The sequence below is a fragment of the Roseovarius sp. ZX-A-9 genome (genome assembly GCF_028369135.1).
Lineage (GTDB): Bacteria > Pseudomonadota > Alphaproteobacteria > Rhodobacterales > Rhodobacteraceae > Roseovarius.
This window is the reverse complement of record NZ_JAPWHW010000001.1, coordinates 410,248-436,288: the sequence shown is the minus strand read 5'-3', so window position 1 is coordinate 436,288 and position 26,041 is coordinate 410,248. Positions and strand designations below refer to the sequence as shown.

20 protein-coding genes and 1 pseudogene are annotated in these 26,041 nt (G+C 63.0%); 13 read left to right on the top strand and 8 right to left on the bottom strand.

Going from position 1 to position 26,041, the window contains the following annotated elements:
- Positions 1-29: 29 nt before the first annotated feature.
- Both pbpC and O3306_RS02015 read right to left on the bottom strand, forming a co-directional pair.
- Positions 30-2,096 (bottom strand): penicillin-binding protein 1C, encoded by a 2,067-nt coding sequence (gene pbpC / locus O3306_RS02020; RefSeq protein WP_272002562.1) that lies wholly within the window; start codon positions 2,094-2,096, stop codon positions 30-32.
- A gap of 62 nt (positions 2,097-2,158) precedes the next feature.
- Complete coding sequence (locus tag O3306_RS02015) at positions 2,159-7,573, bottom strand: alpha-2-macroglobulin family protein (protein ID WP_272002559.1); 5,415 nt, start codon at positions 7,571-7,573, stop codon at positions 2,159-2,161.
- A 227-nt stretch (positions 7,574-7,800) separates the two neighbouring features.
- Between O3306_RS02015 and O3306_RS02010 the strand changes: the two are divergent.
- Positions 7,801-10,045 (top strand): annotated as a pseudogene (locus O3306_RS02010) (response regulator).
- 11 nt (positions 10,046-10,056) lie between these two features.
- On the opposite strand, the gene yaaA reads toward O3306_RS02010, so the two are convergent.
- The 3 genes from yaaA to O3306_RS01995 form a co-directional block, all read right to left on the bottom strand.
- Positions 10,057-10,830, bottom strand: a complete 774-nt coding sequence (gene yaaA, locus O3306_RS02005; RefSeq protein WP_272002557.1) for a peroxide stress protein YaaA — start codon at positions 10,828-10,830, stop codon at positions 10,057-10,059.
- 33 nt (positions 10,831-10,863) lie between these two features.
- Positions 10,864-12,903, bottom strand: coding sequence for a DNA helicase RecQ (gene recQ / locus O3306_RS02000; protein ID WP_272002554.1), 2,040 nt, complete (start codon positions 12,901-12,903; stop codon positions 10,864-10,866).
- Between the two features lie 161 nt (positions 12,904-13,064).
- Positions 13,065-13,352, bottom strand: a complete 288-nt coding sequence (locus tag O3306_RS01995) for a YggT family protein (RefSeq protein ID WP_272002551.1) — start codon at positions 13,350-13,352, stop codon at positions 13,065-13,067.
- 127 nt (positions 13,353-13,479) lie between these two features.
- On the opposite strand from O3306_RS01995, the gene O3306_RS01990 reads away from it, so the two are divergent.
- The 12 genes from O3306_RS01990 to O3306_RS01935 all read left to right on the top strand — a co-directional run bounded on the left by O3306_RS01990 (position 13,480) and on the right by O3306_RS01935 (position 21,776).
- Entirely contained in the window at positions 13,480-14,031 is a 552-nt protein-coding gene (locus O3306_RS01990) for an acyl-CoA thioesterase (RefSeq protein ID WP_272002548.1), read from the top strand.
- A gap of 59 nt (positions 14,032-14,090) precedes the next feature.
- Positions 14,091-15,422 carry an MFS transporter gene (locus O3306_RS01985; protein WP_272002546.1) on the top strand — a complete coding sequence of 444 codons (1,332 nt, stop codon included), beginning with the start codon at positions 14,091-14,093 and terminating at the stop codon, positions 15,420-15,422.
- Between the two features lie 18 nt (positions 15,423-15,440).
- Positions 15,441-16,334 carry a penicillin-insensitive murein endopeptidase gene (gene mepA, locus O3306_RS01980; protein ID WP_272002544.1) on the top strand — a complete coding sequence of 298 codons (894 nt, stop codon included), beginning with the start codon at positions 15,441-15,443 and terminating at the stop codon, positions 16,332-16,334.
- A 160-nt stretch (positions 16,335-16,494) separates the two neighbouring features.
- Positions 16,495-17,121, top strand: a complete 627-nt coding sequence (locus O3306_RS01975) for a queuosine precursor transporter (RefSeq protein ID WP_272002540.1) — start codon at positions 16,495-16,497, stop codon at positions 17,119-17,121.
- Positions 17,122-17,423: 302 nt separating this feature from the next.
- Positions 17,424-17,846, top strand: a complete 423-nt coding sequence (gene arfB / locus O3306_RS01970) for an alternative ribosome rescue aminoacyl-tRNA hydrolase ArfB (protein WP_272002537.1) — start codon at positions 17,424-17,426, stop codon at positions 17,844-17,846.
- A gap of 130 nt (positions 17,847-17,976) precedes the next feature.
- Positions 17,977-18,588 (top strand): ribonuclease D, encoded by a 612-nt coding sequence (locus O3306_RS01965; RefSeq protein ID WP_272002534.1) that lies wholly within the window; start codon positions 17,977-17,979, stop codon positions 18,586-18,588.
- Positions 18,588-19,202, top strand: coding sequence for an LPS export ABC transporter periplasmic protein LptC (gene lptC, locus O3306_RS01960; RefSeq protein ID WP_272002532.1), 615 nt, complete (start codon positions 18,588-18,590; stop codon positions 19,200-19,202). Before O3306_RS01965 ends, lptC begins: the two co-directional genes overlap by 1 nt.
- A gap of 26 nt (positions 19,203-19,228) precedes the next feature.
- Positions 19,229-19,693, top strand: coding sequence for an LptA/OstA family protein (locus O3306_RS01955; RefSeq protein WP_442969965.1), 465 nt, complete (start codon positions 19,229-19,231; stop codon positions 19,691-19,693).
- Entirely contained in the window at positions 19,690-20,460 is a 771-nt protein-coding gene (gene lptB, locus O3306_RS01950; RefSeq protein ID WP_272002529.1) for an LPS export ABC transporter ATP-binding protein, read from the top strand. Before O3306_RS01955 ends, lptB begins: the two co-directional genes overlap by 4 nt.
- Before the next feature lie 75 nt (positions 20,461-20,535).
- Positions 20,536-20,661 carry a hypothetical protein gene (locus O3306_RS01945; protein ID WP_272002526.1) on the top strand — a complete coding sequence of 42 codons (126 nt, stop codon included), beginning with the start codon at positions 20,536-20,538 and terminating at the stop codon, positions 20,659-20,661.
- Positions 20,662-20,701: 40 nt separating this feature from the next.
- Entirely contained in the window at positions 20,702-21,265 is a 564-nt protein-coding gene (hpf, locus tag O3306_RS01940; RefSeq protein WP_272002523.1) for a ribosome hibernation-promoting factor, HPF/YfiA family, read from the top strand.
- A 46-nt stretch (positions 21,266-21,311) separates the two neighbouring features.
- Positions 21,312-21,776, top strand: coding sequence for a PTS sugar transporter subunit IIA (locus O3306_RS01935; protein ID WP_272002520.1), 465 nt, complete (start codon positions 21,312-21,314; stop codon positions 21,774-21,776).
- Positions 21,777-21,825: 49 nt separating this feature from the next.
- On the opposite strand, the gene O3306_RS01930 is transcribed toward O3306_RS01935, so the two are convergent.
- Genes O3306_RS01930 through O3306_RS01920 form a run of 3 tightly spaced genes read right to left on the bottom strand, consistent with a single transcriptional unit; the run spans position 21,826 to position 25,969 of the window.
- The gene (locus tag O3306_RS01930) at positions 21,826-23,253 is read right to left on the bottom strand and encodes a sulfotransferase family 2 domain-containing protein (RefSeq protein ID WP_272002518.1); all 1,428 of its coding nucleotides are present in this window, start codon (positions 23,251-23,253) and stop codon (positions 21,826-21,828) included.
- Positions 23,254-23,259: 6 nt separating this feature from the next.
- Positions 23,260-24,960, bottom strand: a complete 1,701-nt coding sequence (locus tag O3306_RS01925) for a DUF5927 domain-containing protein (RefSeq protein WP_272002514.1) — start codon at positions 24,958-24,960, stop codon at positions 23,260-23,262.
- Between the two features lie 22 nt (positions 24,961-24,982).
- A complete protein-coding gene (locus O3306_RS01920; protein ID WP_272002821.1) occupies positions 24,983-25,969 on the bottom strand; it encodes a glycosyltransferase family 2 protein in 987 nt (328 codons plus the stop codon).
- Positions 25,970-26,041: the final 72 nt, after the last annotated feature.

Sequence of the window (26,041 nt, the reverse complement as noted above, 5' to 3'; positions counted from 1 at the left end):
ATCTGCGCTTCAGATCAGACCTAAAAGCGTTAATCCAGCCGGATCGTGACCCGCGACGTGCGCCCCGCGGCGTCGATCACCGAGAGTTGTGAGAAACCGGCGCCGAGGCCGATCAACCGGGCTTGGCGTGTGTGCACGCCGGTCAGCAGGGGTGTGCCGTTGGCCATCCATGTGAAGGGTGGTTTGCCGTCGCGGACTTTGACCGGGACCCCGTGTTCGTCGGCGACAAGGCGTGCGCCGTCGGGGGGGAAGATCAGCTTGGGCGCGTCTGGCGCGGCGCTAAAGACCGCGTCGCGCGGAGTGAAGCGGCGCAAGGGCTGTGGCAGGTCCGCTGTCGAAACGATCAGGGTTTCGGGCGGCGGGGCGGGCAGCGGATCGCGCGCCTCTTTCAGCCGCTGAAACGCCTCGAAGAGGACTGGTGCGGCCAGGTCGCCACCAAAGGCGCCGGGCACCGGCGTGCCGTCGGGCCGCCCGATCCAGACACCGGCCACATGCGCGCCGTCATATCCTATGGCCCAGGCATCGCGGTGGCCGTAGGAAGTGCCGGTCTTGTAGGCAAGTGCGCGGCGCGGGGCGTTGGGTGGCGGCGCTAGTCCGGCCAGGATATCGCCCACCTGCCAGGCTGCCGAGGGGCTGAGAATGCGCTGGCGTGCACCGGTTGGCGCAGGATCGCGCCAGTAGAGCGGCACCGACTCGCCGCCATTGGCGAGGGCGGCATACACCTGCACCAGATCGGTCAGGCTGATCCCGACGCCGCCCAGCGCCACCGCCAGCCCGGCGCGATCCCCGGGTAAGGTAGCCTGTGCCCCGGCGCGGCGCAGGGCATCCATCAGATGTGCCGGGCCGATTTCGTTCATCAGCAGGACCACGGGTATGTTGAGCGACTGGCGTAGGGCATCGGTCACTGTCAGCTCACCTCGAAAACGGCCGTCGAAATTCTGTGGGGCGTAGCGGCCAAAGGCAACGGGGCGATCGTCGATCAGGGTTTGCGGGTGCGCCATCCCGCGATCGAAGGCGAGCCCGTAGACCAGCGGTTTGAGCGTGGAGCCGGGCGAGCGCAACGCCTGCGTCATATCGATGAAGCCTTGCCGGGCGTCTGCGTTAGCCAGCCCTGCAGAGCCGACCGAGCCGAGGATTTCGCCGCTGCGGTGATCAGCCAGCACGATGGCGACCGAGAGGCTGTCGGGCAGACCGCGCAGGGCCTTTTGCGCCAGCGTCTCGAGCTTGGCCTGAAGCGATGCATCAAGGGTCAGCTGATGATGGGTCTGTCCGGGGGCGGCGGCGCGCGCGCGGTCGGCCATATGCGGGGCGATGGCGGGGAATGGTCGGCGCGCGGTTGGCACCGGTTCGGTCAGCGCGGCATCGGCGGCTTCGGGCGACAGCCTGCCGGCCAGTACGACACGCTCCAGCACCCGGTCGCGGGCGGCGCGGGCGGCGGCGTGGGCGCGGTCAGGGCGGCGGGCCTCCGGCGATTGCGGCAGGGCCACCAACAGAGCGGCCTCGGCCGGGGTCAGGCGGCGCGGTTCCTTGCCGAACCAGGCCAGCGTTGCAGCGCGGATTCCCTCGATATTGCCGCCGTAGGGGGCGTGGGTGAGGTAGAGGGTGAGGATCTGATCCTTGGTCAGCTTGCGTTCTAGGGCGAGGGCCACGCGCATCTGGCGCAGCTTGCCCGTCCATTGGCCGGTGCCGCTCTCTTCCAACAGGCGGGCGACCTGCATCGTCAGTGTGGAGCCGCCCGAGACGATCCCGACGTTCCACGCGGCCTGCAATGCGGCGCGGGTCATGGCGCGCAGGTCGATCCCGGCATGGCTGCGAAAGCGTTTATCCTCGTAGGCAATCAGCATTTCGAGATAACCCGGATCGACCTGGTCCGGCGTGACCGCCAGCCGCCAGCGTCCGTCGGCAACAGTATAGACCCGCAGCAGACGGCCCTCCCGGTCGCGCACTTCGGTCGATGTCTCGCTCAGTAGGGTCGGCAGTCGGGTGGCGTCTACCCAGAGGTCGAGCCGGTCGCGGCTATAGCCGCCGAGGGTCAGCGCCAGGGCCAGAACAAGTAGGAGCCGGTCAAGCCGCATCGGGCTGTCTGCCTTTGTCATTTGCGGGGTCCGCATTCTGGCGGACCCCGGTCGGGGAGAGGGCGCAATAGCGGCCTGACGCCTTACTCGGTCACGGTCATGGTGCCGGTATCGGTGTTTGCGCGATATTGCGGGCGGTACATGTCCTCTACCGTGGCGGCCGGGTGGTGATAGCTGCCCGGTGAGACGGCGCGCACGATGTAGGCCAGCGTGAACGGATCGCGGTCGCGCCAGTCGACGGCGGCGATGAAGCGGTCCGAGCGGAACTCGGTATGCTCTGTATCAGCCGTCTCGAGCCAGTCGAGTGCGCGCACATCGCCCGAGCGCAGCAGGTTCGGGTTGTCGATCTCAAGCCCCGCGGGCAGCGGGTCGTTGATGATCAGACGCGCCTCAGCGTCGTCGGCGGGCAGCACCTTGAGCACGGCCACGAGCCGCGCGCCGCTGGTGACACCGTTCAGCGTCGCCGGGTTGCCGTCGAGGTCGTAGTAGCTGCGCTCGATCCGGTAACCATAGCCCGCTGCGGGGCCGGGCAAACGGGGTACGCCGACGGTGGTCAGCGTGATATCGGTTGCTTTGGCCCCGGTGTTGCGGATCGCCTGCGGTGTTGCTGTCTCGGCCTCGATCATACGTACGAAGGGGCCGGAGACGGGCGCACCGTTCAAGGTCAGGTCATTGGCCGACGGGGCGTCGATCAGCGCGCGCGCGGCGAGCAAGGTCCAGGACTGTTCCTGCGTCGACATATGCGGACCGGTGCGGCCCAGCGTGCCGGCCAGTTGCGAGATATCAGCGGCCTGGCTGCCGGCCTCGACGATCAGCGCCAGCACACCGGCACGGTCGCGGTATCGGGTGCCGTAATCAGCGCGCCAGACGTGGCTTTCCTTGCCGGTGTCGCGGTCCATGCGGGCGATGGCGGCGCGGAACATCCGGTCGGCCCGGGTCTGATCGCCGTAGGATGTAAGCGCCGCACCCAGTTGTGCCATTGCCAGCGGAGTGGCGAAATCATCTGCCTTGACGTCCGCGTAGTAACGCAGATCGCCCATGCGCGCCGCTCCCTCGCGGGCCAGCACCATCAGCGCATAGGCGATATCCTCACCACCATTGTCGAAATCAGGCGCGTAGTTCAGCCGGTTGCGCAGGTTGTCCATCGCCAAGGTGAAGGCACGGTCCGGTACGGCGTGGCCTTCGGCGCGGGCACGGCTGAGGAAGTCAGCGACATAGGAATCGAGCCAGAAATCACCCGAATCCGCGCGCCACAGGCCAAAGGCACCGTTGCTTGTCTGGCGGGTCAGGATGCGTTCGATGCTTTGTTCGATGCGCTGCGCGATCTGGGCGTCATTGCCAAGGTTGAGCGCTTGCGCCACCTGGTTGAAGTACAAGAGCGGCATCGCCCGCGATGTGACCTGCTCGGTGCAGCCATAGGGGTAGCGGTCGAGCGCCTGCAACAGCGCGGGCGCATTGAGGCGCGCCAGCGGTCCGGCGGAAATGACCGCCTGCCCACTGCCTGGCTTCATCGCGGCAAAGACATTGGCATCCAGCGTGAAAGTGTCACCTGCCGCCAGCTCGAACCTGCGGGTTTCCGAGGTGGCCGGATCATTGGAGCGCACCGGCAGCGTCAGCGATTTGGTCAGTTGCTTGCCATCGGGCGTGGTGAGCGCGATCTGCACGTGATAATCGCCTTCGTCACCGGCGGTGATCGGCAGGCTGAATGTCGCCTTGGCGTTTTCCCCCAGATCAAAGCCCGAGGGGATGTTGCCCGCCAGCGTCACACCCGGTGCGCTGACATCGAGGCCCATCCGGCCGGTGGGGCCGGTGGCGTGCACGATTTCCAACAACAGGCGGCTTTGGTCGCCGGGTGCGAGGAAGCGCGGCAGCGAGGCGGTTACGACGACAGGATCGCGCACCAGCACATCGCGCTCGGCCTCGCCCACGGCGGTGTCGGACCAGGCGATTGCCATCAGGCGCACGGTGCCGTTGAAATCGGGCATGTCAAAGAGTGCCTGCGCGGTGCCATCGGCACCGACCGCGATCGGGCCGGTGAAATAGGCCACCAGTTCCTCGGTCGGGGGAGGAGATTGCATCTGCATGCCGCCGCCTGCGTCACCTCCAGAGCGAACCTGTCCCTGCGCGCCGTTCATGCCGTCGATGAGGCGGCCATAGATATCACGTATCTCAACGCCAAGACGGCGCTGGCCAAAGTAGTGGTCGGACGGGTCGGGGCTGTCAAAGCCGGTGAGGTTGAGGATGCCCAGATCAACGGCAGCCAGGGTGACGTAGCCTGTCGCGCCCTCTGCCAAGCCGCTGACATTGACGGTAGCGGTCATCGGGCCGCGCGGTGCCATCGTGTCAGGGGCGTCGATGCTGACGCTCAGCGCTTTGGTGCCGGGATCGATCTTGGCGTAGCTGAGGCCCAGCGCGCGGGCCGGGTTCTGCCCGGCGGCCACGTCCATCGGGCGGATCACCTGCGCGGTCACATAGGCGCCAGCCCCCCAATCGTCAGTGACGTTGAGCGGAATGATGTTTTCGCCCTCCACGACCTCGACCGCCTGCATGTCGATCACGCGGTTCGACATCACTGTGATCAGCGCGGTACCCGCATAGCGCGGCACGATGCGCAGCTGTGCGGTGTCACCCGAGCGGTAGCCGGTCGCATCAAGCGACAGTTCCAGCGTATCGGGTGTCTGGCTGGTGTCGGCGGGGGCGAACCAGCCGGCGTAGAAATCCGCCGATGCGGCGACATAAGCGCCATCGGTGCGTTCCACGACCAGTTCGTAGCGGCCCCAGTCTACATCGCCCGAGACGGTCAGCGGTGTGTCGCCCAGCGCGCCGGTGCCAGAGGCGACGCGGGTGCGCGTGGTGACCGGCTCCCACTCCCAGTTGCCCCATTGCTGATACCATTGATAGCGGGTGCTGATGCGATTGAGGGTCCAGTTTACCTGCATCGGTTCCGCTAGCAGATCAGCGCCGAGGCCGATGATGCTGAAGCTGGCCTCGGAGCCTTCGGGAACGACGCCGTCAAACTCTGGCTTGATGCCGATCATCGATCCTTCGGGGGCGACCATGCGCGTGATCCGGCGCTCGACCGGGCGGCCCGATCCTTCGCGCAGACGCAGGGCGATGGTGGCCTCGTAGGGACGGTCATTGGCGTCCATCTCGGGCATTTCCAACGGGATCGTCAGGCTGCCTGCCGCGTCGGTGGTGTGGCTGTCCATGTAGCTGGCACGGCTGGAGGCCTGCGCGTCATGGCGGCCAAAGACATAGCCGGGGAATTCGGCCAGGCTGCGCCGGGGGCGCAGGAACAGCTCGCCTTCGGATTTCAGCCCCACACCGGGCGCGCCAAAGAGGTATTTCGCCGCGACCTGAAGATCTGGCATGTTGGTGGCCTGCATGAGGCCCTCGGGCAGTGTCAGGTCGAAATCGATCCGCTCGGGCAGGAAATCCTCGACCAGCAGCGACCGGCTTGCCAGGGCGGGGGCGTCAACATCGGCCTTGATTTCAAGCTGCCATGTGCCGCGCGGCGCGGTGGAGGCGATGGGCATGGTAAAGACGTGCCCGCCCGCCATGTCATCGGCAGAGAAGTGGCGGGCATATTCCACCCCGTCAGGGCGGGTCAGGATCGCCGTGAGCGGCAGGCCGGTGATTGCTGCGGCGACATCGTCACGTGCCAATGCGGTGGCATGGATCACCTCGCCCGCGCGGTAGGCACCGCGATCGGTGGCGAGGAATACATCGACAGGTGGGGCTGGCGGGCGGCCTTCAACGCCGCGATCCGAGAGGTCGAACGCAGGGTCGGTCAGCGACAGGAACGCCATGTCCTCCGTGCCCGATTTAGCCAGGATCAGCGCAGGCGCAGCGCCGGCGGTGCCGCGCGACAGGCCGGGATCAAAGCGGACGTGCCCGGCCGCATCCGTGGTGGCGGTGGCCAGCACGCGGTTGGCGCGCGACAGTAGCGAGATTTCGATACCCTCGAGCGCATTTGCATTCGAAAGGCCACGGGCAAAGACATGCAACCCGTCGGTGCCGTTGAGCGTGGTCAGGCCAAGATCGGTCAGCACGAACCATTGCAGCGCGCCGGGATCGTCGTAGCGCCGCACGCCCTTGATTCGCGCGCCCAGCGTGTAGATGCCCGGCGGCTGATCGGCCAGAACCTCGCCCAGCGGCAGCCGGGTGGTCATGTTCTGGTTCAGGTTGTTCTGTACCTCGCCGACACCGGTCCAAACCGCTTCCGAGATGTCCTCTTCGAACGTGTCGAACTGATAGTCACTGATCGGGCGGCCGAAATAATCGTCCTGCATGGCGCGCAGCAGATTGCGGTCGCTGACGCGGCGCAGCTCCAGTTCGACCTCGTCCAGATTGACCGTCTCGATCGGTAAGGCGGCGTCGGCGGCACGCGGCAGCACATAGGCGCGTCCCGGAAAGCTGACCTTGGGCGAGCGGTCGCGGATATAGAGCGACAGTTCGACATCCTTGATCAGCTTTTCACCATTCACCGCGGGCAGCCCCTTGCGGAAGGTGATGGTATAGCGTTCGCCGTGCTGCACGCCGTCGATGCAAATCTGACGTTCGTCGGGCTGCACCACCATATTGGCGTCGGGCAACTGCACGAAGGGCGTGTAGTCGGTGCCCGCTTCTATCAGCTTTTCGGAAAACTCGGCGCAGATGCGGGGGGCAGCAGCCTCGTTATCGGCGCGATGTTCAGTGATGCGGAAGCCATATTTGGCGATGGCGCTGTCCAATGCGGCCATCACGTCCTGGCGGGGCTGGATTTCGCTGGCCAGACGCAACGCCTGTACCATGTCGCGCCCACGCCGGACGGCTTCGAGACCGTCAGCGAGGACCATCAGCGCATTCACCCGCGCGCCATCGGACCGGGCGCGCAGATAGCCGTTGATCGCGGCCTGAAGTGCCTGCTGCCTGTAATTGCTATTGTTTTCCTTGATCAGCAGGGACAGGCGGGCGTACTCGGTCCACTGGTCGGCGGCGTCTGTGATGGACACGGCCGCGCCGGTCCAGCGCATTGCGTTGAGGTAGTCGAATTGGGCCGCCCGGTCCTGTGCTGCCTTCAGCAGGGCTTCGGCGCTCCATTGTCCGGCGGGATGCATGCCGCCGATGCGACGGGCCAGCTCGTGGGCGTTATCGATCGTGTAACTGCCCGCGAAACCCAGATCGGCGATGCGTGCATCAACTTGCGCCAGAACGGCCTGATCGGTGGACAAGATGCGCGCGGAATAGGCACCTTCATAGGCCACTTCCTCGGTGACATTGCTTTTGGGGAAACAGGCCTTGGATTTGGAATTGAAGGTGAACGCGTTGCACGACGGGTTGTTCAGGCAAACATTGCGGCAGGTGACGTAGCTGGTGTCGAATATTGCCTGCAAATCAGCGCCGTAATAGTCGATATCCTTGGTGACCACAGCGCGCCGCTCGGGAAACCCGGACTGTGCTGCCAGCTGTGTGGCGAAAAAGAACAAGGCAACTACGGAAAACAAAGCGCGAAGCATGTGCACCCTCCTGGAAATAGATGGACTCATCGTGCCACGCACCCGGCCCTATTGGCAATGATTCCAGTCCGACTATTAAATAGTTGTTAATTCCTGAGGTAATTCGCTGGCTTCCTGCGGTTTTCGATGTGCGCTTGTACGGGGTCTTCATGAAACCCATTAAACGGTTGTTCACGCTGATCGCAGATTGTCGTGCGGAGTGACAACTGGCACGGCGGAGGGCGGCGATGAGCCTTGCCAACAAGATGGCACAGGAAAGGCGTGCAAGACTGGCGGCAGAACGCCTGTTGGAGCAAAAACAAGCCGAACTTCACGAGGCCAATCGCAAGCTGGGCCATCATGCGCGCAAGCTGTCGGATGAAATCGTCGTCACCCGCGCCAAGGTGCAGAATGCGCTGGATGAAAACCAGCGGGTGAAATCCGATCTGACGGTGGCTAACGAAAAGGTCGAGATTGCCGAGCGGCGGCTGTGGCATTCGATCGAGGCGATTCAGGACGGCTTTGCCTTTTTCGACGACAACAGCCGCATGGTGGCTGCCAACCCGGCCTACATGGCGGTGTTCGATGGTCTGGAGGCCGTGCGCCCCGGTGTCAGCTATGCCGAGATCCTGCAATTTATGACCGAGGAAGGTATTGTCGATATCGGGGATGTCACGCCCGCCGCCTGGCGCGAGGCGATGCTGGATCGCTGGCAGAGCGCGGAGCCGGAACAGGCCATCATACGGTTGTGGAGCGGGGCCTATATCAAGCTGATAGACCAGCGCGGGCATGGCGGCGATGTGGTCAGTCTGGCGCTGAACATCTCGGACACCGTCCGCTACGAGCAACAGCTGAAAGAGGCGCAGCGCAAGGCCGAGGCGGCCAACCGGGCCAAATCGTCGTTCCTGGCCAACATGAGCCATGAGATCCGCACGCCGATGAATGGCGTCGTCGGCATGGCCGAGTTGTTGCAGGACACCGCGCTGACCGAGGAGCAGCAGCTATACGTCAATACGATCAAGAACTCGGGCGAGGCGCTGTTGGTGATCATCAACGACGTGCTCGATTACTCCAAGTTTGAGGCAGAGAAGCTGATGGATGCACCGCGAGCCCTTTGATCTGGAGCGGTGCATCCATGAGCTGATCATGCTGATGCAACCCAAGGCGCGCGAACACGGGCTGGAGGTAGTGCTGGATTATGACCTGTTCCTGCCGACCGAATTCATCGGCGATCCGGGCCGGTTGCGACAGGTCCTGACCAACCTGATGGGCAATGCGATCAAGTTCACCAAGGCGGGGCAGGTCGTGATCCGGGTAACTGGCGTGCCGGACACCGCGACCGGCGAAGTGGCGGTGCATTTTGCGGTCGAGGATACCGGGATCGGCATTCCGGCGGACAAGATCGATCACGTCTTTGGCGAGTTCAACCAGGTCGACGACGAACGCAACCGCATGTTCGAAGGCACCGGGCTGGGTCTGACGATATCGCAAAAGCTGATCCGGCTGATGGGCGGAGAGATTTGGGCAGAGTCGCAAGGGGGTGTCGGATCGACCTTTGGGTTTCAGATCACCATGCCGCTCGCCGGCCCCGCCGAGCCGCATGAACCGGCGCTGTCGGGTATGCTGCGGCGGGTGATGGTGGTGGACGGGCACGACACAAACCGGACCATCATTCAAAAACAGCTCGCGCAGCTTGGGCTGGACACTGTGTGCTGTGCCACCGCCACGGCTGCGCTGGAGCAACTTGATGGGCAAATTGATTTGGTTCTGACTGATCATAACTTGCCTGACATGGACGGTCTGGCCATGACCGGGGCGATCCGCGCGGCGGGGCACGGCCAGCCGGTGATCTTGCTGAGTGGCACTATCGGGCAGGCCGAACGTGATCCGGCGCGGGCCGAGCTGCAGGCGGTCTTGTAAAAACCGGTGGCCCGGCGCGAGCTGTTCGCGGCGCTGGGCCTGCTGGAGGAATCCCTGCGCCGCAGGCAGGGTACGCCCGCGGCGCCGCAGGACGAGGCGGATCAGGCGTCACATCCGGCGGAGGCCCATGCCGGGCAAAGCGCATGGCAGCAAGGGCCGGGGCGGGCGATGCGCGTGCTGGCCGCCGAGGACAACCGGACCAATCGCCTTGTCTTTGGCAAGATGGTCAAGCCGTTGGACATCATGCTGGAATTTGCCGCGAACGGGCAAGAGGCGGTCGATCTCTATCAGAGTTTCGCGCCCGATATCGTGTTCATGGACATCTCGATGCCCGGTATGGACGGCAAACAGGCGACGCAGGCGATCCGGCAGTTGGAAAAGGCGACTGGGCGTCATGTTCCGATCGTGGCGATGACGGCACATGCGCTGAATGGGGATGATGATGCGATTCTGGCGGCGGGCGTTGACCACTACATGACCAAGCCGCTGCGCAAGGCGCTGATCCACTCGCATATCACCGACGCATGTCCCGCTGATGCGCGTGCGCCGTTGGCCACAATGGCCGACGGCTGAACCGGTGCCGTTCAGGCAGCCTTGGCGGCGGCTTCGCTGCGGACAAATACCGGGCGGTCGGTGTCTGACAAGTCGGGCTGGAAGGCATAGCCACCCGCATCGAACGCTTCAAGCGACTGCGCGTCGCGCAGGCGGTTCTGTACGATGTAGCGGGCCATGGCGCCTCGGGCCTTCTTGGCGAAAAAGCTGATGATCTTGGGCGTGCCGGCGCGTTCTTCCATGAAGACCGGTGTGATCACGCGCAGGCTCAGCGCGCCGGTGTCGACCGCGCCAAAATATTCCTGGCTGGCGCAGTTTACCAACAGGTTGCTTTTCGTCTGCGCGGCTTGGGCATTCAGCGCCTCTGAAATCTGCGTGCCCCACCAGTCATAGAGCGACGCACCGCGCTGGGTCTTGAGGCGGCTACCCATTTCCAGCCGATAGGGCTGAATCGCATCGAGCGGGCGCAACAGGCCGTATAGCCCCGACAGGATACGCAAATGATCCTGAGCATAGCGCATTTCATCGTCGTTGAGCGTGTCCGCCTCAAGCCCTTGATAGGTGTCACCGGCAAAGGCCAATGCCGCTGCTTTGCTCTCCATCGTACCGAAATCGCGGAACCGCTCGGCGTTCAGTTTGGCCAGTGGCGCGCTGATCTTCATCAGCTTTTGCAGCTCTGCCTCGCTGAGCTGGCGGGCGCGTTCGACCAGTGCGGCGGCCTCGTCCAGAAACGCGGGTGTGGTGGGGGTAACCCCCTCTGCCGGGTCCATGTCGAGTTTCTTGGCGGGCGAGACGACAACAAGCATGGGATGTTCCTTCGTGATGTGGCTACCTCTGACTTAGGATGTGCCGTGCAGAACGTCCAGAAATGCGTGGCCAAAGCGCTCGGCGCGTTTTTCGCCGAGGATGCGTGCCATCTGGTCTGGATCGCGTGGGCGGGTTTCGGCCACACGGGTGATCAGTGTCGCCGAGCAAGTGAGCGGCTTGTCCAGCCCATCCGCACCCCGGGCAAGCTGCGAGCCGACTTCGGCCAGCCGGTCATAGAGATCGCCCGCGTCGCGGCCAACCAGCTTGCGCCGCGCGGGGTGCATCTGGGCGGCTTCGCCGTTGATCACGGCAAGAAAGGCATCGCCATATTGCTCGAGCTTTTTGGCACCAACACCCCCGATGCGGGCCATTTCGTCCAGATTGGCGGGGCGTGTTTCGGCCATCTCGATCAGGGTTCGGTCGTTGAACACCACATAGGCGGGCACACGCGCCGCCTCGGCAAAGGCGCGGCGTTTGGCCTTGAGCGCGGACAACAACGGCGCGTCCTCGTCCGATACCAGCGCCTTGACCGCCGGGCCACGAGACTTGGCGGTCAGCGTGTCCTGCCGCAGGGTGATCTTCGCTTCGCCCTTGAGGATGGGAACGGCGGGATCCGTCATGCGCAACGCGCCGTGGCGTTCGGGATCGGGGCGGATCAGGTCGTGGCCCATCATCTGCCGGAAAATCCCCTGCCACATCGGGCGTGAGATGTCGCGGCCCACGCCAAAGGTGGGCAGGTCGTCATGGCCGCGCGCGGTGACCTTTTCGGTCACGTTGCCGGTGAGGATGTCGATCAGGTGGCCCGCGCCGAAATATTCGCCGGTACGCAGGATCGCCGAGAGCGCCTTGCGCACGGCTTCTGTTCCGTCGAACGTGGCAGGCGGGTTGTCACACAGATCGCAATTGCCGCAAGGCGTGGTTTCTTCGCCGAAATAGCCCAGCAATTGCACGCGGCGGCATTCCAGCGCCTCGGCAAGCCCCAGCAGCGCATTGAGCCGAGCATGGTCGGCGGCGCGGCGTTCTGGCGGGGCGAGCCCTTCGTCGATCTGGGAGCGGCGCAGGCGGATATCGTCTGGCCCGTAGAGGGTGAGCGTTTCAGCCGGTGCGCCGTCGCGGCCCGAGCGACCGATTTCCTGATAATAAGCCTCGATCGATTTGGGCAGGTCGGCATGGGCAACCCATCTGATATCGGGCTTGTCCACCCCCATGCCAAAGGCGACGGTGGCCACGACAATCAGACCATCCTCGGTGTTGAAGCGGTGTTCCACATGGCGGCGCGCGTCGGCGTCCATGCCGCCGTGATAACAGCAGGCCGAATGCCCGGCTTGCCCCAGCGCCTGCGCCAGTGTTTCGGTCTTGGCGCGGGTGCCGCAATAGACGATGCCGGACTGACCCTTGCGGGCGGCGGCAAATTCCATGATCTGGCGGCGCGGCCCGTCCTTGGCGGCAAAGGCAAGGTGGATGTTGGGCCGGTCGAAGCCATGCAGGAACGTGGCGGGTGTCTCACCATCAAAGAGCTTCTGGACGATCTCGGCCTGTGTTTCGGCATCCGCGGTGGCGGTGAAGGCCGCCAGCGGCACGTCCAGCGCGCGGCGCAATTCGCCTATGCGCAGATAATCGGGGCGGAAATCATGGCCCCATTGGCTGACGCAATGCGCCTCGTCCACGGCGATCAGGCTGACGCCGATGCGGCGCAGCATGTTCAGTGAGGATCCGGCGGCCAATCTTTCGGGCGCGATATAGAGCAGCTTGAGCGTGCCGGCATCAAGGGCACGCCAGACTTCGTCGGTTTCCTCTTCGGTATTGCCCGAGGTCAGCGCACCCGCCTCTACCCCGACCGCACGCAGGGCGCGGACCTGATCACGCATCAACGCGATGAGCGGAGAGATGACGACGGTGACGCCATCGCGCAGCAATGCGGGCAGTTGAAAGCACAGCGATTTGCCGCCGCCGGTGGGCATGATGGCAAGGACGTTCCGGCCATCTGCCACGGCGGTCACGATCTCCTCTTGCCCGGGGCGGAAGGCATCGAATCCGAATATATCGCGCAAAAGCGTGGCGGGGCCGGGCATTGCTGGTCCTGTCAATTTTTTTGAACTGCTCTGCGAGTCAGTTTTTCATACTAGGAATCGGCTAACAAGGGCTCGGTGCTTTTACTTTGCTCGCGTGCCAATGGTGGCCAGAGACCAATACGGCAGGCCGCCGCCGCCCCGGCTCTCGCGGGCTTTTTGTCTCAGTAGAATGCAGCCGCGTTGTTCGTCAGCACGATCCGCAGCGCATAGACCGCGATCAGCGCCGCCAGTGGCGCGAGGTCGATGCCGGACATCGGCGGCAGGATGCGGCGGATGCGGCTATAGATCGGGTCGAGCAGGCGGTCGAGGCCGCCCCAGATTTGTGCGACCAGCGGCTGACGCATGTTGAGTACTTGGAAATTAATCAGCCAGGACATGATCACATGGGCGATGATCACGAACCACAGGATGTCCAGGACCAGCATGAGGATCTGAAATAGCGATGTCATTGGCGCGCCTAATCTGCAAAGTCGCCTCACAGGTAAGGCGCTGTGCGGCAAAGCGCAAGGCTTACGCCGGGTGACGGTTGACGCTGACGTAACTCGGTACAAAGTAGCATCCCAAAGGAGCCTGCCCATGTACCCTGCTATCCGAATGCTCTGGCAGCTTTACCAGCACCGCAAAGACCCTGCCTTGCCCCTGACCGGCTGCCATGTGTCGCACCATTATTGTCTGCCCTGGGATATCGACCTGTGGATGGAGCTTAACAACGGGCGCACGCTGACCCTCTATGATCTGGGGCGTATTCCGCTGGCGCGGCGTGTCGGGCTGGTCAATTTGCTGCGCAAGAAGCGGTGGGGCCTGACGATGGCGGGTGCCGTCGTGCGATATCGCCGTCGTATTCGCACCTTTGAGCGGATCGAGATGCGCAGCCGTGCGATAGGTTGGGACGCGCGCTTCCTGTATCTTGAGCAATCCATGTGGTTGAAGAGCGGCGAATGCGCCAATCACATCGTCTACCGTTCTGCCATCACAAGCGCCAAGGGGATCGTGCCGCCCGCCGAAGCGCTGGCGGCGATGGGGCAGGAGGTTGCTTCGCCACCGTTGCCCGATTGGGTTCGCACCTGGCAGCAGGCCGAGGAACAGCGCCCCTGGCCACCAATGAACGATCAGCCAACGCAGGAATAGCTTGCCCCCGCAACGGCTTGGTAGTCTAAATCGGCCAAAAGCATTTGCAGGGACAGATTATGAAGGCCGTTTCACACGCCAAGCGCCTCTGGGGCTGGTTTTTTTTCGACTGGGCGAGCCAGCCCTACAATACGTTGCTGATCACCTTCATTTTCGCGCCCTATATCAAGGAGCTGATCGGTGACGGGGTGCAGGCGCAGGCGGCCTGGGGGTTCGGCATTGGCGCGGGCGGTGTGATCATCGCGCTGCTGGCCCCGGTTCTGGGCGCGATGGCGGATCATTCCGGCAACCGCCTGGCGTGGATCAAGATGTTTTCGGCGATGTATGTGATCGGCGCGTTCGGACTCTGGTGGGCGATGCCGCATGATTTCGATCTGGTCGCGATCCTAATCCTGTTTGTCATCGGCATGATCGGGATGGAGTTCGCGACGATCTTTACCAACTCGATGTTGCCCGATCTGGGCACCCGCGAAGAGATCGGGCGCATTTCCGGCAATGGTTGGGCGTTCGGCTATCTGGGGGGGCTGAGCGCGCTGATAATCATGCTCGCGTTCTTTGCCGAGAGTGGCACCACCGGCAAGACGATGATCGGGCTAGATCCGCTCTTTGGACTGGATGCGCGGACCCGCGAGGGCACGCGGTTTGTCGGGCCGCTGACGGGATTCTGGTATCTGCTGTTCATGGCGCCTTTCTTCATGTGGGTCAAAGACCCCAAGCCGGCTGTCAGCACCCCCGGCGCGGTCAAGCGGGCGCTGGCGAGCGTGTGGGGCACATTGTCCCGGCTGCCGAATACACCGTCGCTGTTTTCCTATCTCGGGGCATCGATGTTCTATCGCGATGCACTGAACGGCATGTATTTCTTTGGCGGCATCTATGCGGCGGGCGTGCTGGAGTGGACCGTGGTCGATGTCGGCGTTTTCGGGATCATCGCTATCATCTCTGGGGCGATTTTTGCCTGGCTGGGCGGGTATGTCGATCAGCGCATGGGGCCGAAACCGGTGATCATGGGGTGCATCATCGTGCTGGGGTTTGTCGCGGTCTCGATCATTTTCGTCTCGCGCGAAAGTGTTTACGGCGTCGCGGTCGGGCCACGCTCGACGCTGCCGGACGTTACATTCTACATCTTCGGCGCGCTCATCGGCGCGGCGGGCGGGATCATCCAGTCGGCCAGCCGGACGATGATGGTTTTTCAGGCACGGCCCGGTCAGATGGTCGAGGCTTTCGGCCTCTATGGGCTGGCGGGCAAGGCAACCAGTTTTATCGCGCCGATCTCGATCGGGATCGTTACCGCCATGACGGGCAGTCAGCAGATTGGCGTGACTCCGCTGATAGTCCTTTTCGCGATGGGGTTCTTGTTGTTACTCTTGGTCAAACCAGATGGCGACGAATGACGTGCAGGGTGATGTGAAATGTTCAAGGGTCTGAAACTGATTGCGGTGGTCTGCGGGCTGGCTGTACTGGCGGTGCCGGTTGCGGCGCAGAGCATTCCCAATTCGATGAAGGGCGTGGAGGCAAAGCAGCTTTTTGGCAAGGAAAGGAGTGCTTCGCGACATGCACCCGCGCCATTCGGCAGTTATGCCAAAGGGTGCATGGCGGGCGGGGTGCAACTGCCCGAGACCGGCCCGACCTGGCAGGCGATGCGGCTGAGCCGCAACCGCAACTGGGGCCATCCCGAGACGATTGATTTCATTCAGACATTATCGGCCAAAGCGGCCAGGCAGCCGGGCTGGGCCGGGCTCTATATCGGGGATATCAGCCAGCCGCGCGGCGGGCCGATGCTGTCAGGGCACCGGTCGCATCAGTTGGGGCTGGACGTCGATATATGGATGCTGGCGCCCAAGCGGCTGGATCTGTCGCGCGCGGAGCGCGAAAACCTGTCGTCGGTATCGCTGCGCCGGGCCAAGGGCGCGTTCACCAATTCAAAATGGACCCGCGCGCATCACGAGATCATCAAGGCCGCCGCCATGGACCCGCGCACCGCGCGCATTTTCGTCTTTCCCGGCGCCAAGGTGCAGATGTGCAAGGACGAAAAGGGCAATCGCGCCTGGTTGCGCAAGATACGTCCCTGGTGGGGGCACCATTATCATTTCCACGTGCGCCTGCGCTGCCCCAAGGGCGCGCGCGGCTGTGTGGATCAAGCGGCACCACCTGCGGGTGACGGCTGCGCGGACGCGCAGAAATGGGTGGACGATATCCTGAATCCACCCCCGCCCGATCCGAACGCGGCACCGCCCAAGAAGCGCCGCGAATACACGATCGCCGATCTGCCATCGCAATGCGTGAGCGTTCTGCAATCGAAGTGAGCGGCGGCGCAGCTAAGAGTTTTCACGCCTCCGGCGGGGATACTTTCGGCCGGAAGATGCGACAGACGTGTTGACGGTGCAGGGTGCGGCGACTAGACCGCATCCGTTCCCGGCATTCGGGGGCCAAGTCTCCGCAACCTTGTGAAAACGGAAAAAACTCATGCGACATCTGACTGGCATTCTGGCCATGGCCGCCATTGTTGTGGCCTCGAACATCCTGGTGCAGTTTCTGCTGCTGGACGGGTTGCTGACCTGGGGTGCTTTTACCTATCCGCTGGCGTTTCTGGTGACGGACGTGATGAACCGCGTCTACGGTGCTGCGGCGGCGAGGCGGGTCGTTTTTGCAGGCTTTCTGGTAGGGATCGCGTGCAGCCTCGTAGGCTCGCAGATCATGCTGGAATACGGGCCCGCAGTGGCGTTGCGGATCGCGGTGGCATCGGCGACCGGGTTTCTGGTGGCGCAATTGCTGGATGTGGCGGTGTTCGACCGGCTGCGCGGTGGGGCTTGGTGGCGGGCGCCGCTGGCATCGACGCTGATTGGTTCGACGGTGGATACTGTGCTGTTTTTTACCATCGCGTTCTCGGCCTCTGTCACGATTTTCGGCGCGGATGCCGATGCTGCGGTCAACTGGGCGTGGGAGGCTGCGCCGCTGCTGTTGGTCGGGCCGGAGGTGCCGCTTTGGGTGACGCTGGCGATGGCCGACTGGGCGGTCAAGCTGTGCGTGGCCCTTCTGGCGCTGGTGCCATTTCGCCTCATCGTGGCGCGGCTGGCGCAAGATGTGCGCTAAAATGTTTTGACAAACGCCAGATCTGTGGCAGGCTGAGGTCAGGTTCAACAAGCGAAAGGAGGTGGTCCAGTGTCCATAGAGGTATTGGAGCGAGGTGTCGGAACAGTTCTGGAGGCAAGCGCTTAGGGCAACCCCTGGCGAGATGACTGACCAGAATTGGTGCGCCTAACCGGCCCACCTCCGCAGACTTCTAGAGGGCCGTTCCCATGTGGGGCGGCCCTTTTGATTTTCGAAAAAAGGAACGTCGGTATCATGTCGGTCTGACGTCGGTATACTGTCGGTGCAGACGAAAGAAGACGACCATGCTTAAGATCAACGACCGGATCAGTATCGAGGACTGGGAACTGACCGAGCAGTTCGTGCGGGCCAGCGGGCCGGGCGGCCAGAACGTGAACAAGGTCGCCAGTGCGGTCGAGTTGCGGTTCGAGGCCGAACGGTCGCCCAATCTGCCGGACCCGGTGAAGCGGCGGCTGAAGCGGCTGGCCGGGCGGCGCTGGACCAAGGATGGCGCGTTGGTCATCCAATGTGACGAGACCCGCCATCAGGCGCGCAATCGCGACATCGCGCGCAACCGGCTGGCAGAGCTGATCACCCGCGCGCTGGAGAAGCCCAAACCGCGGATTGCGACGCGGCCAACGCTGGGATCCAAGAAGCGGCGGCTGAAGGCCAAGAAGGTACGCGGCGAGGTGAAGGCGCTGCGCGGGAATGTCGCGCCGGAGGAGTGATGCGGGCGGGCCGGACCGAAGCCCGCTCTGCCGCGAGCGTCGGGCGGGTGGCAATCCGCCGCCGATATTTCTGGTAGTCGCGCCGCGCGATCCTATATAGAGCCAAGCGCAACAGCGCGGAGGGTAATCAATGGCAAACCATCTCTATCAGGGCGATCTGCCGGACGGGCTTGACCTGGGGCCGGTAGTGGCGATCGACTGCGAGACGATGGGGTTGAACCCGCATCGCGACCGGCTGTGCGTGATCCAGATGTCGGGAGGCGATGGCAATGCGCATCTGGTGCAGGTGGCGCTGGGCCAGCGTTCCGCGCCGAACCTCTGCGCGATGCTGGAAAACCCCGACGTGCTGAAGCTGTTTCACTTTGGCCGGTTCGATATTGCGGCGATGCTGAATGCTTTCGGCGTGGTTACGGCTCCGGTCTATTGCACCAAGATCGCCAGCAAGCTGATCCGCACCTATACCGACCGGCACGGGCTGAAATACCTGCTGCAGGAGCTGCTGGGCGTCGATATCTCCAAGCAGCAGCAAAGCTCTGACTGGGGAGCCGAGGTGCTGACCGAGGCGCAACTGGACTATGCGGCGTCCGATGTTCTGTACCTGCACCGCCTGCGCGAGGAATTGAACGCGCGGCTGATCCGCGAAGGCCGGATGGACATGGCGCAGGCCTGTTTCGATTTTCTGCCCGTTCGGGCGCAGCTCGATCTGGCGGGCTGGCCCGAGCAAGATATCTTTGCGCATTGATGGCTGTGCGGGACAATTTCCATTCGGTCTTTGTCGCCTGGATGAAGATCGTCCTGCCACTGCTGGCGCTGGGTCTGCTGTCGACCGTGTTCCTGTTCAGCCGCAAGGTCGATCTTGATCAGACGATCCCGTTCAGCCAGATCGACCTGACGCAGCGCGCCCATGACCAGGGGGCAACCAATCCCAGGTTTGCCGGGGTCGCGACGGGTGGCGAGCATGTATCGTTCCAGGCTGAGAAGGTGCGCCCCGACCCGGCGCGCGAGGGGCGCGTGCTGGCGGATGTTGTCCGTGCGGAGTTGCGGCTGAATGGTGGGGCGGTGGTTCACATCACGTCGGATCGTGGCGAGAGCGATCAAATAGAGTATTCGGCGCTGCTGGATGGCAACGTGAAGATCACGACCACCACCGGCTATGATGTCCGCACTGACCGGATCACCGCACAGTTCGACACGATGCGCGCCGAGACCCCCGGCCCGGTCACGGGCACCGGCCCGCTGGGGGCGCTGGAGGCGGGGCGCATGTTGCTGACTTCCGAAGAGGAAGACGGCACCGCACATTTGCTGTTCACCGATGGCGTCAAGCTGATATACACTCCTCCAAAGATAAAGGACTGAACCACGTGTTTCGCCTCATACAAGTGATGGTTCTCCTGGGGTTTGCGGGCATGGCGCAGGCACAGGGGATTCAGGTCGCCTTTGGCGGCGTGGAGCAGGACAGCAGCCTGCCGGTGGAAGTGACTGCCGACAAGCTGGATGTCGATCAGAATGACGGCACCGCGATCTTTACCGGCAATGTTCTGATCGGGCAGGGGCAGATGCGCCTGTCGGCCCCATGGGTTCTGGTGGTTTACCTTGAGGACCGGTCGGGGATCGAGCGGCTGCGCGCCAAGGGCGGCGTGACGCTGGTCAGTGGCGAGGATGCCGCCGAGGCACAACAGGCCGATTACAACGTGCAGACCGGCATGATCGAGATGGCGGGCGATGTTCTGCTGGTGCAGGGGGCGACCGCGCTGACCGCCGACAAGATGTTCGTCGATACCGTGGCGGGCACCGCGCGGATGAACGGCCGGGTCAAGACCGTGCTGCAGCCTGAGGCAAAGCAATGAGCCGCCCGGCACTGCATATCGCGCATGAAAGCGACGACGACGCGCTGGGGCTGAGCGTGACGAATCTGCGCAAGAGCTATAAGAAACGGGTGGTGATCCGTGACGTGTCGATCCGGCTGCGACAGGGCGAAGTGGCGGCGCTGCTGGGGCCCAACGGATCGGGCAAGACCACGACATTCTATTCCATCGCCGGGCTGATCTATCCCGAGGGCGGTACGGTGCGGATCGACGGGCGCGATGTGACCGCCTTGCCGATGTATCGGCGCGCGAGGCTGGGGATCGGATATCTGCCGCAGGAAATGTCGATCTTTCGCGGGCTGTCTGTCGAAGACAACATCATGGCGATTCTCGATATCTCGCAGAGCAACCGGCACAAGCGGCGCGAACGGCTTGAGGAGTTGCTATCGGAATTCTCGATTGAACACCTGCGGCGGGCGCCTGCACTGGCCCTGTCGGGTGGCGAGCGGCGGCGGGTCGAGATCGCGCGCTGCCTCGCGGCCGATCCGCGCTACCTGTTGCTGGACGAGCCGTTTGCCGGGGTCGATCCCATCAGCGTGGGCGAGATCCGCCACCTGGTCGCGGATCTGAAAAAGCGCGGCATCGGTGTGCTGATCACCGATCATAACGTGCGTGAAACGCTGGAAATTGTCGACCGTGCCTATATTCTGCACGATGGCCGTGTGCTGATGTCGGGCAGCCCCGGAGAGGTGGTGGAGAACGAAAATGTCCGCCGTGTCTATCTGGGCGAGAATTTCAAGATTTCCTGATTTGCGTCACCGGTATTTCACAGTTGGCACACAATCTTGATTGACAATCAGGCCGGAAGACGCCTCAATTATGGTATGACATTTGAGGTTTTCGAACTGTTCATGCAGGGGGACCGGTCGGTTGAGATCAGCGGCTTGCAGCCCGAAAAATGTCCAATTCCCGTAGCCGAATACGAGGCGATGCACGGCGCACACGCGTAGCCGGGCGCGTCTTTCGGCGCGATCACATGAAGGAGACACTATGCGCTATCAGATCACTGGAAAGCAGATTGATATCGGCGAAGCCTTGCAAACCCACGTGAAGGGCGAGCTGGGGTCCGCCGTGGCGAAATATGCCGAGCGCCCGACAGATGCGCAGGTGGTTTTCTCGAAAAGTGCGAATGAATTTGTCTGCGAAGCGACCGTGCATCTTTCGACCGGGCTGACAGCGCAGGCCAAGGGACGCGCCCACGAGATCTATGAATCCTTCGAGCAATGCCGCGAGAAGATGGAAAAGCAGCTGCGCCGCTACAAGCGCCGTCTGAAGGACCATTACAAAGACCGGACGGAGCCTGTTGAACTTTTTGGCGGGTCCTCCTATATCCTCGCGTCAGAAGCCGAAGGAGAAGAATCGGAGCCCGAAAGCCTTCAGCCTGTGATCATTGCCGAGATCGAGGCACGTATTCCGTCGCTGTCAGTTGGCGAGGCGGTGATGCAGATGGAGTTAGCGGGCGCACCAGTTCTGGTCTTCCGAAACGAGGCAAAGAACGGGATCAATGTGGTGTATCGCCGAGATGACGGCAATATCGGCTGGATTGATCCCTGATATCAAGGGCGACGCCCGTAACCGGCAGCGTATGTTCGGAGCAGGAATGGAAGTTTCAATGATCCTCAAGCCTGAGGCGGTGCGCGTTTTATCCGCAGCATCCAGCAAAAAGCGTCTCATTCATGAGTTGGGTGATATCGCCCACGCTGCCTATGGGGTGGATGCCCAACGGGCGATCGAGGCGTTGCAGCAACGCGAAGCCCTGGGGCCCACAGGTGTGGGCCACGGGGTCGCGCTGCCCCATGCGCGGATTGACGATGTGAACCGCGTTGTCGGCGTTCTGGTGGTGCTGGAGAAGCCGATTGATTTCGATGCGGTCGACCGGCGGCCGGTCGATCTGGCCTTTGCTCTGTTCGCACCGCGTGACGCGGGGGTGGAACACCTCAAGGCGCTGGCATTGGTGTCGCGGACACTGCGTGACACGTCACTATGCGCCAAGCTGCGCGCGAACCGTGATCCCGCAACGCTTTATGCGATCGTGACCGAGGCGCAATCGTCGCTGGCGGCGTAATGCACCGGCGCGCGGCGTAAAGGCCCCGTAGGGGCCGCCGCGCGGACCGTCAGCCCCAGGGGCCGAATCCGAACATGATGTAGTCGCGCTGATAGATGTCGGCGCCGAGCGCCTCGATTTGGGCGTCGTAGATATCGGCCAGCGCAAAGGGTTCGTCCGCTGCCACCTCGGGGACGGGCGTGGCACCCGGATAGCCGACCTGTTTGGCCAGCGCGCCCAGCCCCAGCATCATCTCGTCCTCGCGCAGAATGAGATCGGGCAGGGTAAACTGCGCCATTCCCTGCAAGACAGAAACCTGGCTGGCCCAGTTGGCATCGACCCGCACGCTGGTCTGGCCGCGCAGATTGGCCTTCAGGAACTCCAGAAACGCGACAAAGGCGGTGTGATGCGCGCGCCTGTCATAGGTTTCATCCGGGCCGGCGCCGGGAATCGGCAGTTTGTGAAAGTTGCGCAGGGTGCGGCGGATCTCGTTCAGGCACTCGGGGCCGCGATTGAGGATTCGCCGGCAAAAGGCGGCATGCGCGCGGGCGATCGGGTGGCGCAGCACGGTAAAGCAGCGATGGCCGGGATGCTGGCGCATCCACTGGCGCAGCAGTTTCTGGTTCATCTTGGTGCGCAGGGCCTCGGGCGTTGTGCCATCCAGCGCTGCCAGCCATTGCCGTATCTCGGCCTCGGGGCCAGAGCGGATGGGCATGTAGCACAGCGGCGCGTTGAGTGCGGCCACATGGCTGGGCACGGCGGCACCGCGGCGCGGCTCGAAATTGGGGGTGCGGGTCAGGTTGAACCGGTCCAGCCCTGCCAGTGCGGCCACCATGTCATCGAAATTGGCAACCTTGTCCTCGAGCGCCTGGGGGTTCTGGATCTTCAGGCTGCTGTCGAGTTCCTCCAGAACTTCGGATGTGCCCAGGAACTTCGCCAGCCCGTTGATTACCTCGAGATCGTGGAGATCTTCGTAGGCGATGTAGAATGCGGTCTGCCCGCTACGCTGAAGCCTGTTCAGCAGCAGCATCTGGAATTCCTGCTGGCGGGTGATGTGCTCGTCGAATTCGGCAGCGTCAAAGGTTGCCTTGGCATCGCGGCGGCGTTTCACGTTGGTCAGCTTCCACTGGCCGGTTTCACGGGCGATTTTCCAGCTGACATAGCTTTCGGCGGGGTTGCGGGTCAGGATGATCTTGGCGCAGCGCGGATCGTCCAGCGCGATGTCCAGCGCGCGCGGATCGTGGTCGTGAAAGAAGCGAAAGCCGCCCAACCGGCCCTCTTCGGCCTTGATCGTGTCGATCAGGCGGGCGGGATCGCCTTCGCGCATGGCCTGAGTGATGCCGAGGATATCGGTCTTGTTCGGGTAGCCGATGAAATGCGGATTGAACGCCTCGCCATGGCAATGCAGGCTGTCAAAGGCATTTATGTTGGATTCCAAGAGGTTGCTGCCGGTACGCATCTCTGCAAATACCACGAAATAATCAAAGCGTGGATTCATGCGAATTTACCGGACCAGATAGGGTTTGCGTTTGTTGCCGGGTGGTTCCATCGGGTCGCGCGCGACCGGGAAGTTGCCCATGAGATAGGGGTGCATGCCCTGATTTTTCAGGTTTTGCAGGAACTGGCCAAAACCGGTCAGGTCGGCCATCTTTGGCACCTCTGCCAGCCCACGCATGTTCTGCTGCGGGCCGATCTCGTCGATAATGGTCTGAAGCGGCTCCATCGGGGCCTCGATGAACTCGGCCATCGTCCAGATACGCACGCGCGCCTTGGTCCAGGATGAGCGCAGGATTTCCAGATGCTTGCTCTCGATCTGTTGCAGGCGGGCAGCCTCGCGTCGGATGTCCGAGAAATTCTGGTTCGATTTGAACAGCGGCACGGCCCATGCGCCCGAGATCACCGAAATCTGGGCGTTCGGATCCTTGGCGATGTCCCAGTTTACCGCCTGATTGTCTCGCGGGCCGAATTGAAAGCACTGCCGTTCGCCGCGCGTGTTCCAGATAAGCGAGGCGAGAAAGGCGCGCGGGTTGTAGTCGCGCAGCGCGGCGCTGTCCGACAGCGCGCCGTTCATCACCGTCTGGCCATCGCAGAATTCGGCGCGTTCGGGCGCGAAGAGGTGGCCATGCACCCGCGTTCCGGTGGCGCGCGCGAGCCAGGATTCGAAATTCTCGAACAGGGCGGAAAAGCCCTGAAACACCGAATACTGTGCCGAGGTCAGGCCGTTTTCGCGGGTTTCCACGGGAAAGCGGCTCTGCATATAGAGGCCGGGGCGGCCGCGTGTGCGCCGTTCGACCGCCTTGGCGAAAATGCGGTCGATCTTGCCGGGGTTCGGCTCGGTCTTTTTCATCGCGTGCGCGGCGTCGGTCAGGAAGGCGTCATAGAGCCGGTTGGCGTGCGGCCAGATCTTGCGCGCGACAAAGCAATCGGAGCGGCGCAACAGTTGCAGGTGGTCATCGTAGAAGATGTGCGGTTTGCCCTGGTAGTCGAACTTGCTCAGCGTCAGTGAGCGGCTTTCGATCTGGCGTGAGTATTGCCGCGCGAGGGTCTGGAAATAGCTTTCGTCGGGGATCCACACCTTTGAGAAGTAGCGGTCAAAGGTGGCGCGTTCAGGGTCGCTCAGGATCGCCGACAGGGTCTGGCGGGTGAGGCACCACCACTGGCTGCCCATATGCGGGACGATGCCGCCGGGAATGCGGCGCTTCATCCCCAGGGCGCGCTGGATCGATACGTATTTGTCAAAAAGATAGCGGTGCTTGCGCCACGAAAACGGAAAGCGCAGCGTGAATCTTTCGCTGTCCAGCCCGCCGATCGTCCACGGCACATCGGCGGTGGTCGCGCTTTCGATGAAATCGGTATGCGGGCGGTTTTCGAGGTAATCTATCAGCTCTTCCACAGGGCGCAGGGGCAGGCAGGAGCCGGAGGCGAGGTAGACGTGGCGCACGTCGGGAAAGCTGTCCAGCATCAACTGCGAGGCGGCCTGTGACGCCGCGACCAGACCCCATGTGCCCCATTCACAGCGGTGGCGTTTGGAAAACTGCACATTGGGCAGATCCGAGAGCGCCTTGACGAAGGCATTGTAGGTTTGCCGGGGGACCGAGACATCGGCGTGGATCACCAGCGGGCAGCCCGCCGCGGACCAGTGGCGCGCGACCTGTTCGGCGCGCCCGAGCGCCGTGTGAACCAGCATGACGATGCCGACGCTCATGGCGCGTGTGCCTTCCTGCTCTTCATGCCCAGTTGCCCTTGGACATGAGGCCAAGGATCTCCAATTGGCGCCAGTTTATATACTTTTCCGACCATTTGCACCATAGATCTGGTGTTTCGCGGAGGTTTTCCACATAGGCCTTGTATTCTAGCGAGGCGCGGTAATGCTGCTTGCGCTGCATCTCTTCCTTGGCCTTGTGGGTGAACGTGTCGAGAAACTTGGCATGGAGCAGGACGCCGCTGGCGGTTTCGCCGCCCCATTCGTCATAGACTAGGTTCAGACCGCGCGGCAGCAGCATGTGGGTCGAGCTGATATAGGTGTTGCGGCGGTTCCACTTGACCAGCGGTATCTTGTTCAAGGCGGGGGCCTTCTTTGGGCTTTCGGGAAAGAAGACGCGCGCGCGGGGGCCGCCCTGAATCCACAGGTTGCCGTATTTGCGGTTCTTCGAGATCATGTAGTTGCCCGGATCGAACCACGAGGCGATTTCGATCGGGTCCTGCCCGCGCCGATAGGGCACCGCATCGAGCCGCCCCTTGGGGTACATGTCGAGCAGCATCGCGCCAAAGCTGCGCACGTTCGAGCCATCCAGCCAGTCGGTCAGCGCGCGAATGGGGCGGGTGTCGCAGAACGGGTAGACGAACAATTCGTCCGGATCGACCACAAGCGTCCAGTGCCCGTGGCCGTAACTGGCCTGAAGCCAGTTGAGCCAATCCACACCGTAGCGCGCGCGTTTGTAGCTGGCGCGCGTGTGCCAGAGCGACACGTCTGGCTGATCGGCGAGGTAGTCGCCACTGCCATCCGTGCTGTCATTGTCCACGATCAGGAAATGATCCACGCCCATGTCGCGGTAGTAATTCAGGAAATAGGGCAGGCGGATATGTTCGTCGCGCAGCGTGGAAAACAGCAGTATCTGGCCGGGTTTGATGTGCCCGGTGCGATCGACCACGGGGCGCAGCGAAAAATGCTTGCGAAAGGCGCGCGCCTTGGCGTGTTTGCGCTGCAGGCGCATACGGTAGGACTGAACTATACTCACGTCATTCGTCCCTTCCGTAGGGCGGGGTCTACCTGTGGCTGCCAGTCA